Annotated in this window: 14 protein-coding genes and 4 tRNA genes; 10 read left to right on the top strand and 8 right to left on the bottom strand. The window is 67.7% G+C overall.

Annotated features, from left to right (window positions below; genetic code table 11):
* The first annotated feature begins 10 nt into the window (after positions 1 to 10).
* From M2352_RS22815 to M2352_RS22805, 3 genes are read left to right on the top strand one after another with little or no spacing between them, the layout of a single operon-like run.
* A complete protein-coding gene (locus tag M2352_RS22815; RefSeq protein ID WP_264666829.1) occupies positions 11 to 1,666 on the top strand; it encodes a P-loop NTPase in 1,656 nt (551 codons plus the stop codon).
* Between the two features lie 31 nt (positions 1,667 to 1,697).
* Positions 1,698 to 2,657 (top strand): DMT family transporter, encoded by a 960-nt coding sequence (locus M2352_RS22810; protein ID WP_264666828.1) that lies wholly within the window; start codon positions 1,698 to 1,700, stop codon positions 2,655 to 2,657.
* A 9-nt stretch (positions 2,658 to 2,666) separates the two neighbouring features.
* The gene (locus tag M2352_RS22805) at positions 2,667 to 3,785 is read left to right on the top strand and encodes a THUMP domain-containing class I SAM-dependent RNA methyltransferase (protein WP_264666827.1); all 1,119 of its coding nucleotides are present in this window, start codon (positions 2,667 to 2,669) and stop codon (positions 3,783 to 3,785) included.
* Between the two features lie 24 nt (positions 3,786 to 3,809).
* Here M2352_RS22805 and M2352_RS22800 read toward each other — a convergent pair whose 3' ends face one another.
* The gene (locus M2352_RS22800; RefSeq protein ID WP_264666826.1) at positions 3,810 to 4,112 is read right to left on the bottom strand and encodes a ribbon-helix-helix domain-containing protein; all 303 of its coding nucleotides are present in this window, start codon (positions 4,110 to 4,112) and stop codon (positions 3,810 to 3,812) included.
* Between the two features lie 232 nt (positions 4,113 to 4,344).
* Here M2352_RS22800 and M2352_RS22795 point away from each other — a divergent pair, with 232 nt between their 5' ends.
* From M2352_RS22795 to M2352_RS22765, 7 genes are all read left to right on the top strand, one after another.
* Positions 4,345 to 4,542 (top strand): hypothetical protein, encoded by a 198-nt coding sequence (locus M2352_RS22795; RefSeq protein WP_264666825.1) that lies wholly within the window; start codon positions 4,345 to 4,347, stop codon positions 4,540 to 4,542.
* A gap of 140 nt (positions 4,543 to 4,682) precedes the next feature.
* Positions 4,683 to 5,957: a YcaO-like family protein gene (locus M2352_RS22790; RefSeq protein WP_264666824.1), complete on the top strand. Its 1,275-nt coding sequence runs from the start codon at positions 4,683 to 4,685 to the stop codon at positions 5,955 to 5,957.
* Between the two features lie 112 nt (positions 5,958 to 6,069).
* Positions 6,070 to 6,870, top strand: a complete 801-nt coding sequence (locus M2352_RS22785) for a TfuA-like protein (protein ID WP_264666823.1) — start codon at positions 6,070 to 6,072, stop codon at positions 6,868 to 6,870.
* Positions 6,871 to 6,982: 112 nt separating this feature from the next.
* On the top strand, positions 6,983 to 7,696 hold the full coding sequence (locus tag M2352_RS22780; protein ID WP_264666822.1) for a Crp/Fnr family transcriptional regulator: 714 nt from the start codon (positions 6,983 to 6,985) through the stop codon (positions 7,694 to 7,696).
* A gap of 107 nt (positions 7,697 to 7,803) precedes the next feature.
* Positions 7,804 to 8,232 (top strand): ribbon-helix-helix domain-containing protein, encoded by a 429-nt coding sequence (locus M2352_RS22775; protein WP_264666821.1) that lies wholly within the window; start codon positions 7,804 to 7,806, stop codon positions 8,230 to 8,232.
* A 97-nt stretch (positions 8,233 to 8,329) separates the two neighbouring features.
* Positions 8,330 to 10,360, top strand: a complete 2,031-nt coding sequence (locus M2352_RS22770; protein ID WP_264666820.1) for an MASE3 domain-containing protein — start codon at positions 8,330 to 8,332, stop codon at positions 10,358 to 10,360.
* A gap of 5 nt (positions 10,361 to 10,365) precedes the next feature.
* On the top strand, positions 10,366 to 10,740 hold the full coding sequence (locus M2352_RS22765; protein WP_264666819.1) for a response regulator: 375 nt from the start codon (positions 10,366 to 10,368) through the stop codon (positions 10,738 to 10,740).
* Positions 10,741 to 10,851: 111 nt separating this feature from the next.
* Here M2352_RS22765 and M2352_RS22760 read toward each other — a convergent pair.
* The 7 genes from M2352_RS22760 to M2352_RS22730 all read right to left on the bottom strand — a co-directional run bounded on the left by M2352_RS22760 (position 10,852) and on the right by M2352_RS22730 (position 14,970).
* Positions 10,852 to 10,928, bottom strand: a tRNA-Asp gene (locus tag M2352_RS22760).
* A 4-nt stretch (positions 10,929 to 10,932) separates the two neighbouring features.
* A tRNA-Asn gene (locus M2352_RS22755) sits at positions 10,933 to 11,007 on the bottom strand.
* Positions 11,008 to 11,213: 206 nt separating this feature from the next.
* Positions 11,214 to 11,290: transfer RNA gene (locus M2352_RS22750), tRNA-Asp, on the bottom strand.
* Positions 11,291 to 11,294: 4 nt separating this feature from the next.
* Positions 11,295 to 11,369 (bottom strand) — tRNA-Asn (locus tag M2352_RS22745).
* Positions 11,370 to 11,527: 158 nt separating this feature from the next.
* The gene (gene der, locus M2352_RS22740) at positions 11,528 to 12,934 is read right to left on the bottom strand and encodes a ribosome biogenesis GTPase Der (protein WP_264666818.1); all 1,407 of its coding nucleotides are present in this window, start codon (positions 12,932 to 12,934) and stop codon (positions 11,528 to 11,530) included.
* A gap of 48 nt (positions 12,935 to 12,982) precedes the next feature.
* Entirely contained in the window at positions 12,983 to 14,329 is a 1,347-nt protein-coding gene (locus M2352_RS22735; protein ID WP_264666817.1) for an outer membrane protein assembly factor BamB family protein, read from the bottom strand.
* Complete coding sequence (locus M2352_RS22730) at positions 14,329 to 14,970, bottom strand: hypothetical protein (protein WP_264666816.1); 642 nt, start codon at positions 14,968 to 14,970, stop codon at positions 14,329 to 14,331. Before M2352_RS22730 ends, M2352_RS22735 begins: the two co-directional genes overlap by 1 nt.
* Between the last annotated feature and the right edge of the window lie 311 nt (positions 14,971 to 15,281).

The following is a 15,281-nucleotide window of genomic DNA, read 5'->3' as shown; positions in this document are numbered from 1 at the left end:
ATCTGGGGCGGTGGATACGGCGCCGAAGCCCTATGCGGTGCTGCTGCAGGGGGCTGGGGGTGAAGGGAAAAGCACGGTCTTTTTCCAGGTCATCGAACGGCTTGTGCGGGAGCGCGGGTGGCGGGTGCTGTGGCGGCAAGCCGAGGCGGCGGGCATCACGCCGGAACAGGCGCTTGCCCTGCCCCGCGAGGAGGGACGCCCCTGGCTGATTGCGGTGGACGATGCCGACATACGGGCGGAAACATTCCTCGCCGCCGCCAAGGCGCTGTACGAGGCGCAGCGCACGGACGTGCATTTCCTGCTGGCGGCACGGGCCACCGACTGGTCGGCGTATTTCCCCAATGATACCCCGTGGCGGACCGTCACCGAATTCCGCAGGGAGGTGATGAACGGGCTGACCCCCGCCGATGCCACCGATATCGTGCGGACATGGCGGGCGTTCGGGGAAGATGGGCTTGGTGCCGCGCTGGCCGGGCTGGACGACGATACGGCGGCGAGAAGGCTGGTGAACGAGGCGGTGCGGGAAGCCAGAGATCCGCGCAACGGTGCCTTTCTCGGCGCCATGCTGCGGGTGCGTTTCGGTGAAGGGTTGAAGGAATACGTCCGCCGTTTGATGCTGCCGCTGCGCAACCGCCCGGCACCGGGGGGCACCCTGCTCGATGCCTATGCCTGCATTGCCGGGATGCACGCGGAAAACCTGCTGTTCCTGTCCAAACCCGTGCTGGCGGCAACGCTGGGCTGTGACGAGCAGACCTTGGACCGGGAGGTCATCCGCCCGCTGGTCATGGAAGCCATGGCCGACCAGGGGGGCCGTTACGTCTTCACCCGCCACCGCGCCATCGCCGAGACGGCCATGGCAATTCTGCGTGAGGAACGGTGGATCGACGACCCCGACGGCATCTTCCCCCGGCTGGCGGCGACGGCAATACGGGCGTTCAAAGACAGGCGTTTTACCGTCCCTGATATCCAGGCTTGGACGTTCGGCATGGCAAAGACACTTCTGCCCCACGCCCCCGCCCTTGCCGTGCGTGTCGCGCAGGCCGTGGCGGAGGCCGAACCGGGGAACATGCAGTCCGTTACCAACCTCGCCCAAACCCTGCGGCATGCCGAGCGGGCCGGGGACGGGGCGGCGTTTCTGGCCCGTCGGCGGGAAGACTTCACCAACCACAGGGATTTCCGCGGCTATCTGTACGAATGGAGCGCCGCCGCGGGGTCTGCCGGTGATCACGCCCTGGACGTCTGGCTTGCCGGCCTGTCGCTGGCCGATCGGTCTGCCCTGCCACCGCCGACCAACAAAGATGCCATTCTGGCTCTGGCCGGGCTTGGGGTGGCTTGTCAGGCGGTGTACGCAGACACGCAGGATCGGGATTTTCTCACCGCCCGTGGGGCCTGCGGGCAAATGGGGCTGCTGTTGCACGCCGATGACCGCACGAATGGCTATTTCCAAAAGCACCGCACCGAATCCGCCGCCGCCGATGTGAAGGACATGACGCCGGCGCTGGCGGTGGCCGCCATCAAAAAGGCGGTGGCGAAGGCGCACGACCTCTGTGACGATCCCATCGCCGAAGAGTTGTCGGATCGCTTGGGCGATGCGTGGAAGCTGTCGTACACTGGGCTGACCAGGGCGCTCACCGGGCCGGCACCGCCGTCCCGCCCACGGCGCTGAGCGTCACCACCCAGCGGAGCCTTTTTTCCCCATGCCCCCCTCCCCCACCGCCGCCCCGCGCCCGCGGGATGGTGCCGCGCTGGCCTGTCTCGTGGCCGGGGCGCTGGCCATTGCGCTGGGGCCGATCCTGGTCAGGCTCAGCGACCTGCACCCGGTGGCAACCGCCTTTTACCGGCTGATCATCGCCCTGCCCTTCTTCTGGGCCGGGCTGCACGCCGAACGGCGGGCGGGGGCACCGCCGGTCACCGGGCGGGAGGTGGCGCTGATGGTGCTGGCCGGCGCCATGCTGGCCGGGGATCTGGCGCTGTGGCACCTGTCCATCACCATGACCTCGGTCGCCAACGCCACGCTGTTCAACAATTGCGCCCCGGTGTTCGTCGCCCTGTTCGGCTGGCTGCTGTTCCGCGAACGGGTGAGCGGCGGGCTGGTGGCCGCGCTGGCGGTGGCGCTGGCCGGCATGGGGCTGCTGATCGGCGGCAACGCGGTGCAGGACGGGGCGGCGGGGGCGGCGGGAGATTGGCGCGGCGATGCCCTGGCCATCAGCACCGGGGCGTTCTACGCCGTCTATCTGATGGTGCTGACCCGGCTGCGCCAATCCCTGTCCACCACCCGCATCATGGCCGGCACCACCGCCGCCGCCGCCGTGCTGCTGCTGGGGGCGGCGGCGGTGGAGGGCGGCCCGCTGGTGCCCGCCGGGCTGCACGGCTGGGGCGTGGTGCTGGCGTTGGGCATCGTGTGCCATGTGGTGGGGCAGAGCCTGATCACCTCGGCCCTGGCCCATCTGCCGGTGACCTTTTCGTCCATTGGGCTGCTGGTGCAGCCGGTGGGGGCGGCGGCGCTGGCGTGGCTGCTGCTGGGGGAAGCGCTGGGCGCGGTGCAATGGTTGGGCGGCGGGCTGGCGCTGGCCGGCATCACCCTGGCCCGCCGCGCCACGGCGGGATCAAGGGGTGCTGGGCAGAAAGATGTCGCTGAGGGCCACGCTTCGCGTTAAGTAAGGCCCATGGACACCGACAGCGCCTTCGACATCTATCTCGTCACCGCCCCCGGTTTGGAATCCGTGCTGTGCGCGGAGGCCGCCGCCCGCGGCTTCGCCAACCCCACCGCCGGCAAGGGCGGCGTGACCGTCACCGGCGGCTGGCCGGAGGTGTGGCGGGCCAATCTGGAGCTGCGCGGTGCTGTGCGGGTGCTGGCCCGCATCGGCGCCTTCCGCGCCTTCCATCTGGCCCAGCTCGACAAGCGGGCGCGCAAGGTGGCGTGGGGCGAGGTGCTGCGCCCGGACGTGCCGGTGAAGGTGGAGGCGGCGTGCAAGGGCTCGCGCATCTATCACGCCGGGGCGGCGGCGCAGCGCATCGAGCGGGCCATCGCCGAGGAGCTGGGCGCCCCCATCAGCGCCGAGGCCAGCATCGTGGTCAAGGCCCGCATCGACGACGACCTGTGCACCCTCAGCGTCGATACCTCGGGCGAATCCCTGCACAAGCGCGGCCACAAGGAGGGGGTGAACAAGGCCCCCATGCGCGAGACCATGGCCGCCCTGTTCCTGCGCCAGTGCGGGTACGACGGGCGCGAGCCGGTGGTCGATCCCATGTGCGGGTCGGGAACCTTCGTCATCGAAGCGGCGGAGATGGCCGCCGGCCTCCATCCGGGCCGCACCCGTGCCTTTGCCTTTGAAACGCTCGCCACCTTCGACCCGGCGGCGTGGGCGGCCCTGCGCGGGGTGGAGCCCGGCCCCCGGCCCGCCGTGCGTTTTTACGGCAGCGACCGCGATGCCGGGGCCGTGGCCATGAGCCGGGCCAACGCCGTGCGGGCCGGCATCGCCGATCTGACCGATTTCCAGCAGCACGCGGTCAGCGATCTGACCCCGCCCGACGGGCCGCCGGGTCTGGTCATCGTCAACCCGCCCTATGGCGACCGCATCGGGGACAAGAAGAGCCTGTTCCCGCTGTACCATGCCCTGGGCCAAACGCTGTCGGCCCGGTTCGCCGGATGGCGCGCCGGGTTGATCACCAACGAAGCCCCGCTGGCCAAGGCCACGGGCTTGCCCTTTGCACCGCCGTCCGCGCCGGTGTCCCACGGGGGGCTGCGCGTGACGCTGTTCCAGACCGGCCCGCTTCCGGGGTGAGGAATGGCGGAAAAGGGCGGCGGATTATTTCCCGTCCGCCGCCTTGAAATAGTGCAGCACCAGGACGCGCAGGGCACCGGCCAGCGACGCCGAACCCCGGCGGCCGTCCACCTCGGCGCACAGTTCCTCCACCGTCATCCGTTCGCGGCGGGCGATATCGGCCAGCCCTTCCCACACCGCGGTTTCCAGCGTCACCCGCAGGCGCCGGCTGCCGCAACGGACCGTGCGGGAAATCACCATGGGCCAGGGGATGATGACCGCGGATTCCGGCTGCGGAGAATCCGGCGGCACGTCGGTGGCCGGCTTTATTCTCTGCTGGATGGGCATCGCTGAAAACCTCCCGGAATGGACGCGCCCGTCGCGCCGTCTTGGTGCCATTACGCCCTTTTTCAGCCGTACAGGGCAGTGAAGAACTTCACTGCGCGACCGGAACATTCATGCCAGGGTATGTAGCCATGAAGCGCCCCACCAGAAACGGGCCGCCCCGTCTCAACGCTCCCCGCCCTGCCCCTTACGTTTGAAAACCCTGCCCCTTACGTTTGAAAACAAAGGTGTACCGATGACCACGATGATTTCCCATGCCTCCCTGATCCGTGGCGCCGATGGCCGCCTGTTCGCGGTCACCACCCAAGGTGTGGTGGAGGTGCCGGAGTCGGCCTCGGGCGGGACGCCGGCCATCATGCGTGCCGGCGACCGCGGCACCTTCGACACCGCCGATCACGCTGCCAGCCGTTCGTTCATCACGCCGGGGGCGTGACGGGCGGCCGCACCGGATGCAGGGCTGCGGGCGGGCTGCATACCCCCCTACCCCACCCCACCCACCCGTGGCCCTGCATGCTTTTGGACCTCCCTTTCGGATTCCCCATGACGGACCTGCCCATACCGGAGTGAGCCGGAATGCCTTTCGACCATCTGTCCGCACCCGACGTCCGTGCGCCCAAAATCCATGTCAGCGGCACCCACCGCACCACCAGCCCCGATGCTACGCTGGCCCGCGTGGCACCGCTGTTTCCGGTGATGGGGATCACACGGGTCGCCAACGTGACCGGGCTGGACAAGGTGGGGATTCCGGTGGTGATGGTCACACGGCCCAACGCCCGTTCGGTGGCCGTGTCCCAGGGAAAAGGCGCCACGCTGGAAGCGGCCAAGGCGTCGGGTGTGATGGAATCGGTGGAATCCTACCACGCCGAACGGATCACCCTGCCCGTCAAATTCGCCAGCTACGAGGATCTGCGGTGGAGCCACCGGGTGGTGGACGTCACCCGCCTGCCCCGGCTGGCCGGCAGCCGCTTTTCTCCCCACACACCCATGCTGTGGATCGAGGGCACCGATCTGATGAGCGGTGAGCCGGCGCTGGTCCCCTATGAAATGGTGTCGATGAACTATACCCTGCCGCTTCCCCCCGGCAGCGGCGCCTTCATCGCCAGTTCCAACGGCCTTGCTTCGGGCAATCACCGGCTGGAAGCCATCACCCACGCCCTGAACGAGGTGGTGGAGCGCGATGCCCTGACCCTGTGGCATCAGCGTGGTCCCGAGGCGCGGTCCGCCCGCCGGCTGGATCTGTCCACCGTCACCGATCCCCTGTGCCGTGGGCTGCTCCTGCGCTTCGAAGCCGCTGGCGTGGAGGTGGCGGCGTGGGATCTGACCACCGACACCGGCCTGCCCACCTTTCTGGTGCGGGTGGTCGAGGGAGATGCGGGGCTGGCCAACACCATCCGCCCGGCCACAGGCTCAGGCACCCACACGGCGCGCGAGGTGGCCCTGTCCCGCGCCCTGACCGAAGCGGCACAGAGCCGGCTGACCTTCATTTCCGGCGCGCGGGACGACATGGCGCGCGACGAATACGCAGCCCACCTGTCCCCGGACCTGCGTGAGCGCTGGCGGCGGGAGGCGGCGGCACCTGGGACGCTGGATTTCGCCCACGTCCCCAGCGCTCCCGCCGATACCCTGGACGCCGACCTGAACCACCAGATCGCCCGTCTGCAGGCCGTGGGCATCGCTGAAGCGGTGGCCGTCGATCTCACCAAACCGGAATTCGGCATTCCCGTGGTGCGGGTCATCGTACCGGGGCTGGAAGGGGTGGACCATTCCCCCGACTACCTGCTGGGCGCCCGCGCCCGTGCCGTCGTCACGGACGCCGCCGTCCTCCCGAATCCTTCGGGTGCTTATTGAAGCGCCTGAAGGCTTTTGAGGTTTTGGTTTTCCGTGTGATTCACGCTTCAAACAATTCCGTGTGAACCGATCACACCCCAACGAACCGGTCACGCGCTCAGGAACCGCCCCGATGATCATGCCATCCCTGTTCCACGCCGTCCCCACCCCCGCCGCGCTCCCCGCCGGCCTGGACGCCGCAGCCGGCACCGAAGCCGTGATCTTCCTCGGTCCCTCGCTGGCGCGGTCAAAAGCCGAACGGGAATTGGACGCCATCTACCGGCCGCCCGTGGCCCAGGGGGACGTGACCCGCGCGCTTGCCCTGCGCCCGCGGGCCATCGGCATCATCGACGGCTATTTCGAATGCGTACCCGCGGTCTGGCACAAGGAGATCCTGCACGCGCTGAGCCAGGGAGTGGCCGTGTTCGGGGCCGCCAGCATGGGCGCCCTGCGCGCCGCCGAGCTGCACCCATTCGGTATGACCGGCGTCGGCGCCGTGTTCGAAGCCTACCGCGACGGCCGGCTGGAAGACGACGATGAGGTGGCCGTCACCCACGGCCCGGCGGAACTGGGCTATCCCGTGCTGTCGGAGGCCATGGTCAACATGCGCCGCACCATCGCCGACGCCGCCGCCGACCGCTGCATCAGCCCCGGCACCTCCATCCGTCTGGAAGCCCTGGCCAAGGAACTGCCGTACCGGGAACGCACCTATGGCCGGCTGCTGGCCATCGCCGCCGAGGTGGGCGAGGATCCGGCGGAACTGGCCCGCTTCAAATCCTGGCTTCCCACCGGACGGCACGACCAGAAGGAAGAGGACGCCCGCCTGATGCTGCGGACCATCCGCCGCTGGCTGAACCAGGAAAACCGGGCCGGCGATATCCGTTTCCATTTCGAGCATACCACCCTATGGGACCGGGTGTCGCAAGCGGCCTGAGACCCCGATCATCGGTTGCGATCATCTTTCCTGTCCCCTGCCCTGGTCCTGCGCTATACTGTTTTTGATTTCCCTGTCGCAACGATTGCGCACAGCCCTGGAATACAGTGATATGAGCAAGACCGGGGCGGCCGATATTGCCGCTGTATTACGCCGGAACCGATTGCTGGGGGAATTGGAACCGGCCGAAATGGCCGAACTGGTCTCTTTGGGCCGGCTGGAGCGTTACAGCCCGGACGCGCCCGTCTTCGTCAAGGGTGATCCCGGCTCCAGCCTGTTCGCCATCCTGTCGGGGCAGATCGGCATCCACACCTCGTCCCAGGACGGCAAGGTGATGCAGCTCAACATCCTGAACCCCGGCGACATACTGGGCGAAATCGCGCTTCTGGACGGCAAGGAGCGGACGGCCAGCGCCACCGCCCTGCGTCCATCCGAACTCTACCGGCTGGACCGGTCCGATTTCATCCCCTTCCTTGAACGCCACCCCGCGTTATGCATCCGCATGATGGGGGTCTTGTGCGAACGGATGCGTTGGATCAGCGACACCATCGAAGACACGGTGTTCCTGGACGTTCCCCACCGTCTGGCCAAGCGCCTGATGCTGCTGGCCGAAACCTATGGCCAGCCCGGCCCCGAGGGCATCCGCATCACCCAGCCGGTGTCACAGGAAGGTTTGGCAAACATGCTGGGCGTATCCCGTGAGATTATAAACAAAAGTTTCGCATCTTTGAAGAAGATGAAAGCTCTATCCTATACCAAGGGTTTTATCGTTCTTACAAATCCTAGCCTTATTCGTGATATGGCCGGTGAAAACAACCCCTTATGACGGAAAGGATATGGTTTTTCCTGTTTGACAGCTTCATAATGTTGTCGGCCTGATTCTTTATAAAGCTGCTTTCATAACTTGAGGTGGCAGAGAAAAGGATGAAAATCATGGGCGACAACGGGATTCCACACGAAAAAAGAGCGTCCCAAAAAAGAAGAGCCGCAAAGGGAGCATCCGCTCCGTCGATCGTCGATCTCAAGGCCCGTACCCTCAGAATCGGTGCGCGATCGGTGTCGATCCGGCTGGAACCATCCTATTGGGACGGGCTGGAGGATATCTGCTCCCGCGAACGCCTGACGGCCGGGGAATTGATCACCGACATCAAGGCGCGTCTGGACGAACAGCAGCAGAACGATCCTTCGTCGCACGGGGTGACGCTGGCGAATGCCGTGCGGGTGTTCATCGTCGGCTATTACCGCCGGGCCGCGACGGAGAACGGCCATTCCCGCGCCGGCCACGGCCGTGGCGACCCGTTCGTCAGCACGCCGTTTGATACCCCGAATGCCCCGGAAAAGCCCGAAGACGGCGCGGAATAGCCACACCACCCGACCTATTCGTTTTCGCCAGGGTTACCCCCTTCGCCATTGTTGTTACAACGGATACGGTTCACCGCAACGGATCCTTCTGCCTGACATGACCGACGCCTCATCCCGCGCTTCACCGTTTCCGTCCCTGTCATGGCGCGATGTGGTGACCGCCGGCGTGGGGCTGACCGCCGTCTTCGTGACCCTGGCGGTGATGGCGAAGACCTCGTTCCTGCTGTTCCACAGCCTGGCAGAGCTGTTCGGCATCGCGGTGGCGGTGATGTTGCTGGCCGTGGCGCTGCACACCCGTCACATCAACCAATCGCCGTTTCTGGGGGTGCTGGGGCTGTCGTGCGCCGCTCCCGCGGCCCTTGACCTCATCCATACCCTGACCTATCCGGGCATGGGGGTTCTGCCCGGCCTGCCGCCGGGGACGATGACGCAATATTGGGTCGCGGCCCGCTTCATCCAGGCAATGAGCTTCCTGGCCGCGGCGCTGGCGGTGCCGCGCAACAGCCCACCGCCGGCCCATTGGCTGCTGCTGCTTCAGGTGGGGCTGGTCGGCGCCACGGTGCTGGCCATCGGCCAGGGGTGGATGCCGGTCTGTTTCGACCCGGAGACCGGGCTGACCCCGTTCAAGATCGTCGCCGAATACGTGATCTGCGCCATCGTGGCGGCGGCGTGCGGGGTGCTGATCCATCACCGCCGCCATCTGGACGGCGGGGTGTTCTGGCTGGTCCTGGCCGGGATGGTGGTGGTCATCCCGCAGGAGCTGGTGTTCACGCTCTACACCACGCCCCACAGCCTGACCAACGCCGCCGGGCATTTCCTCAAGATCCTGTCGTTCTACCTGATCTACCGGGCGCTGGTGGTCACGGCGTTGCGCCGTCCGTACGAGGTGATGTTCCTGAAGCTGGCCCGCAGCGAACAGGCGCTGTCGGACCACAGCGCCCGGCTGGAAGAAACGGTGGCCAGCCGCACCGCCGCCCTCAGCGCCAGCGAGAAGCGCTGGCGGGCGCTCCTGGAATGCTCCAACGACTGGTTCTGGGAAACCGATGCCGGGGGAACCGTCACCAGCCTGACGGGCCGCTCCGACGGTCTCTTGGGCGAGCATCCCGGCCTGTGGATGGGACGGTCCTTCGCCGCTCTGCCCGACACCACCCGTGGGGCCGAGGATTATCCGCTGCTGGAAGCGGCCATGGCGGCGTGCAAGCCGTTCCGGCAGCTCTGCTTCCCTCTGGCCGCGGACGTGCCGGGGCAATGGGTATCGGTCAGCGGTCTGCCGCGGTTCGACGGCAGCGGGCGGTTCCTGGGGTATCATGGAACGGTCAGCGACATCACCGAGCGCCGCCGCGCCGCCGAGGCGGTGCGCCAGAAACAAACCATGGCCGCCCTGGGGGGCCTGGTGGGCGGGCTGGCCCACGAGATCAACAACCTGCTCCAGCCGATCATCAGCTTCAGCGAACTGGCCCTGAACCGCACCGGCGGCGACACGCGGATCCAGACCTATCTGGGCGCCATCCGCGACAGCGGGCTTGGCGCGCGGGCGATCATGCGCGACGTTCTGGCCTTTTCACGCGGCGGGACCGCCGGCGCCGATCTGGCCGTGCCGTGGGAGACGGTGACCTCGGCGGTACGGCTGGCGCAGCCATCGCTGCACGCGGGCATCCGCATCGAAACCGCGGTGGACCCCGCCCTGCCCCCCGTCTCGCTGACGGCCACCGAGCTGACGCAGGTGTTGCTGAACCTGCTGCAGAACGGGCGCGACGCCATGCCCGAGGGTGGCACCTTGACGATCGCCGCCGGGACGCTCACCCTGGACAAGGCCATGGCCGCGCATCTGGATCTGCTGCCGGGCGTCTATGTCCGCCTGACCGTCACCGACACCGGCATGGGCATGGACGAGGCGACGCGGGTGCGGGTCTTCGAACCCTTCTTCACCACCAAGCCCATGGGCCAAGGTACCGGGTTGGGTCTGGCGGTGGTGCATGGGATCGTGCGCAACGGCGGTGGCCTCATCACGGTGGACAGCACCCCCGGGCGCGGGACCACCATCACGATCGACCTGCCCGCCGTCACGCGGGGCGGTGCGGCATACGACGGGGATCGCCTCCATGCCGAGGCGCAACAACAAGGATAATGGTCATGGCAAGGATTCTGGTGGTTGAGGACACGGCTCCGGTCCGGCTGGTCATCGCCACGGTGCTGGAAGACATGGGACATGCCGTGGAGACCGCCGAGAACGGCTTGGTGGCTCAGGAACGGATGAAGGCAGGGGCTTATGACCTGATCGTCACCGACGTCCTGATGCCGGAGGCCGACGGGATCGAAGTGATCAAGGCCGCGCGGCGCCTGAAACCGCCCCCGCGTGTCCTGGCCGTCTCAGGCGGCGCCCCCAACCTGCCCGCCGGCTATGTCCTGAAGATGACCGAGATGTTCAGCGCCGACGCCGTGCTCTACAAGCCGTTCCTGAACGAAGAGCTGGAAGGCGCCGTCACCGATCTTCTGGGGGCGCGGTAGCCCCCGCGGACACGAGAGGCTGAAACGCGAAAGGCCGCCCGTGCCTGTCGGCGGGGCGGCCCTTTCACGCGATACCGATCCTTGACCATCAGCCATCCCCGGTAAGGGAGGTGGCGCGAGTGACGGGACTTGAACCCGCGGCCTCCGGCGTGACAGGCCGGCGCTCTAACCAACTGAGCTACACCCGCATGATGGCTCCGGCGGTAGGATTCGAACCTACGACCAACGGATTAACAGTCCGCTGCGCTACCGCTGCGCCACGCCGGATCAATCGGTGCGCGGTTTTTACGTCAGACGCCGGGGGAGTGCAAGCGGATAAGTGAGGGAAAAATCACTTTTTTCGATTTTCCCCACCCATGGCCGGGGATGGAAAAGAAGGCCCGGAAACGCGAAAGGCCGCCCGTGCCTGTCGGCGGGGCGGCCCTTTCACGCGATACCGATCCTTGACCATCAGCCATCCCCGGTAAGGGAGGTGGCGCGAGTGACGGGACTTGAACCCGCGGCCTCCGGCGTGACAGGCCGGCGCTCTAACCAACTGAGCTACACCCGCATGATGGCTCCGGCGGTAGGATTCGAACCTACGACCAACGGATTAACAGTCCGCTGCGCTACCGCTGCGCCACGCCGGATCAATCGGTGCGCGGTTTTTACGTCAGACGCCGGGGGGGCGCAAGCCTTTTTTCCGGCCCCCCGAAAGATTTCTTCTCCCGCCCCCACCCCAACGGAAAACGGGCCGGCATCGCTGCCGGCCCGTTCCCGATCAAGGACTTAACAATTGCCCGCCCCATCAATCCTTGTCGGCGAAGGGGTTCTTGGGCTTGCGCAGGGTCAGGCGCAGCGGCACGCCCGGCAGGTCGAAATCCTGCCGCAGCCCCGACGCCAGATAGCGCTGATAGGCGTCGGGAAGTTCCGCCGGCTTGTTGGTGAACAGCGCGAAGGTGGGGGGCCGGGTCTTGATCTGCGTCATATAGCGGATCTTGATGCGGCGGCCATTGACCAGGGGCGGCGGATGGTGGGACAGCACGCCTTCCAGCCAGCGGTTCAACTGGGCGGTGGTGATGCGGCGGTTCCACACGGCATAGGTTTCGAGCACTGCGTCCAGAAGCGTGTTCAGCTTCTGGCCGCGCAGCGCGGAGATGGTGACCACCCGGATGCCCTTGGCCTGCGCCAGGGAGGCTTCCAGCTTGTCCTCCACCTGTTTCAGCGCCATGGCACGGTCATCCACCGTGTCCCATTTGTTGACGGCCAGCACCAGGGCGCGGCCCTCGTCCACCACCATGCGGGCGATGGTCAGATCCTGCTTGTCCAGAATCTGGCTGGCATCCACCACCAGCACGACCACCTGGGCCATGCGGATGACGCGCAGGCCATCGGCCACCGCCAGCTTTTCCACCTTGTCGTCAACGCGGGCGCGGCGGCGCATGCCGGCGGTGTCCACCAGCCGGATCACCCGGTCCCGCCATTGCCAATCCACGGAAATGGCGTCACGGGTCATCCCGGCTTCCGGCCCGGTCAGCACCCGCTCCTCGCCGATCAGGCTGTTCAGCAGGGTGGATTTACCGACGTTGGGGCGCCCGACGATGGCGATCTGGATCGGCTTCAGCCGCTCCTCTTCCGGTTCGGGCAGGTCGCCGATGCCTTCCATCTCGCCCAGTTCGCGCAACGGCTCGGCGGCGGTATCGTCGTCCTCCTCCTCGTCGGGGGGGGCGAAGGGCAGAAGGGCGGCGACCAGATCGGCCATCCCCTCCCCATGTTCCGCCGACAAGGGCACCGGCTCGCCCAGACCCAGCTCGAAGGCCTCCAGCAGGCCGGGAAGGCCGGCGCGGCCCTCCGCCTTGTTGGCGACCAGGATGACCGGGGTCTTGCGCTTGCGCAGCAGCCCGGCGAAGTGATGGTCCATGGGGGTGACGCCGGCGCGGGCATCGATCAGGAACAGGGCCACGTCGGCCCGGTCCAGCGCCATTTCCGTCTGGCGGCGCATGCGCGCCTCCAGGCTGTCGTCGGTCACATCCTCAAGCCCGGCGGTATCGACGACGGTAAAGGACAGGCCGCCCACGAAACCGGGGGCCGACCGCCAGTCGCGGGTGACGCCCGGCGTGTCGTCAACCAGGGCCAGCCTCTTGCCGGCCAGCCGGTTGAACAGCGTGGATTTGCCCACGTTCGGCCGCCCGACCAGGGCAACGGTGAAAGCCATCGCGTGGCAACTCCAAAGGTAGTCCAGAAAACCGTGCTTGCCGGCCGATCAGCGGAACGCCGAGAGCGTTCCGTTGTCGGTCAGCACATAGAGAGTGTTGTTGGCGACCACCGGCGGCAAGTAGGCGGCGCCGGGAAGTTCCTGGCGCGCCACCACCGCACCGGTGTCGGGCGACAGGGCGACAAGCTGGCCGGTGGACCCCGCCAGCCACAGCCGCCCGCCGGCCACCACCGGCCCGGCCCAAACGTAGGGGCGCCGCTTTTCCTTGGCGTCCTTGTACAGCTCAAGCTGCGTGACCCAGCGGACGCGGCCCGAGCGGCGGTCCAGCGCCACCACCTCGGCGTCGTTGGTGCTGACGAAGACCCAATCGCCCGCCGTGGCGGGGGTCTGCACCCCGCCCACATCCTGTTCCCACACCCGCGCGCCGATGCGTTCGTCGATGGCGACCATCCGGCCCGAATGGCCGACCGCCAGCACCAGCCCGCGGTCGATCACCGGCAGGGCGCGGATGTCGGCCAGATCCCCCAGCGCCGCCCCGCGGCGGATGGAGGCCAGGCTGTCCTGCCACGCCACCCGCCCGTTTTCGGCGCGCAGCGCGTAGATCTCGCCCGAGGAATAGGGCACCACCACCAGCGTCGGCGATGCCGCCGGGCTGACCGCCCCCAGAACGCCGGCGGCTTCCACCAGCCCGGCGTGATTCCACACCGTGTCGCCGTTGGCCACCGACAGGGCGAAGATCTGGTTGTCGATGGTGAGCGCATAGACCCGTTCGCCCAGGACCGTGGGAGCCCCGCGCACCGGGCCCGACACCTTCTTGCGCCATTGGACCGCACCGTCGGCGGGGTTCAGGGCCAGCACCTCGCCATAGCCGGTGGAGGCGAACAGGCGCCCGTCGGCAAAGGCGACACCGCCGCCGGGGGCATCGCCGCGTTCCTTTTCCGGGCGCAGGCTGACGGACCACAGGCGGCTGCCGGTCTTCTCGTCCAGGGCCGTCACCGATCCGGCGGCGTCCATGGCATAGATCCGCCCGCCGGCGACCACCGGCTGTCCCAGCAGCACCTCGGCCCCGCTGCTGCCGCTGCCGATGCTGGCGCGCCACGCCGGGGCGGGCTGCGCCGCCAGGGCCAGATGGCCCGCGGCGTGGTCCGGCGGCCCGCCGGCCTGGGGCCAGGCGGCGTTGGTCTGCGCGGCCGGCAACACCAGCGGCGTGCCTGCCAGGGTGGGATCGACGGCGATCTTGCTCTCGCGGGTCATGACCGCGATGCGCTCACCCGGCAAGGGCTTGCTGTCGCCTTTGCCGAACCAGCCGCTCATGGTGTCGCAGCCGGACAGGGTGAAGGCCAGGAGCGAGGCGCCGAGCAGCAGCGAAGACAGGGAACGGGGCGTTGCGGTCATCAGCTCTTGCCATAAAAAGCGGCGAGATCGCGCGCCCGCGAGCGCACGCCCGCGGGGGCCGACGCATCGTCTGCCAGTTGCTGGAAAAGGGTGTGGGCACGGGCGCGGTCACCCGCCCGGACGGCCAGAAGGGCGGTGGCCTCACGGGCCGAGAACCGCCACGGGCTGGCGTCGGCGGTCAACGGCACAAGGGCGGCCTGCAGCACCGCCGGATCGCCCGAATCCAATTGGTTCTGCGCCGACAGCAGAACCGCCAGATCACGGAACGGCTGCGCCACCCCGGCGGTGGCGGCCAGCGCGTCATAGATCTTGACCGCCTCGGCCCGCTTGTTCTGGGAAACCAGCACCGCGGCCTCGTTCAGGCGGGCCAGGGCGGCCATGTCGGCGGGGGCGCCCTTGGCGTAATTCGCCAGGGCATCCGCCCCCTTGGCGGGATCCTGCGCCGCCGACACCGCACGGGCCAGGGCGCCGGTCTCTTCCTCGTGGCGGGTCTGCTGCTGGTGCTGCCACATCTTGTAGCCGGCGGTGCCGGCGATGATCAGCAGGGCCGCACCGACCGCCATGCCGCCGTACCGCTTGAACAGCCCCTCCATCCGGTCACGGCGGAGGTCTTCATCGACTTCGCGGAAAATATCGCTCATAGCCCTGCCCGGATTGGCGCAATTTGAACGAGCCGGATAGCAGACGCGGGCTTGTCCGGTCAAGACGCCAGCAAGGAAGGCAGGGGGCTCGGCGTCCGGTTCACACGGACGGACAGTCACCCTCTCCCCGCCGGGGAGAGGGCCGGGGTGAGGGCCGCTTTTCGCACGGCAGCCCGAAAAGCGAGCCGTCAGGCTCTCGGAACATGAGATTTGGAGTTGCTTCGCAACGGATTTCGGGCTTCCGCGCGAAATCCGGCCCTCACGCCGCGCTGTGCGCCCCCTCTCCCCGGCGGGGAGAGGGGCTGTGACGG

The organism is Azospirillum fermentarium (assembly GCF_025961205.1).
Lineage (GTDB): Bacteria > Pseudomonadota > Alphaproteobacteria > Azospirillales > Azospirillaceae > Azospirillum > Azospirillum fermentarium.
Note: the sequence above shows the minus strand (reverse complement) of the source record. Positions and strands in the feature narration are given on the sequence as shown.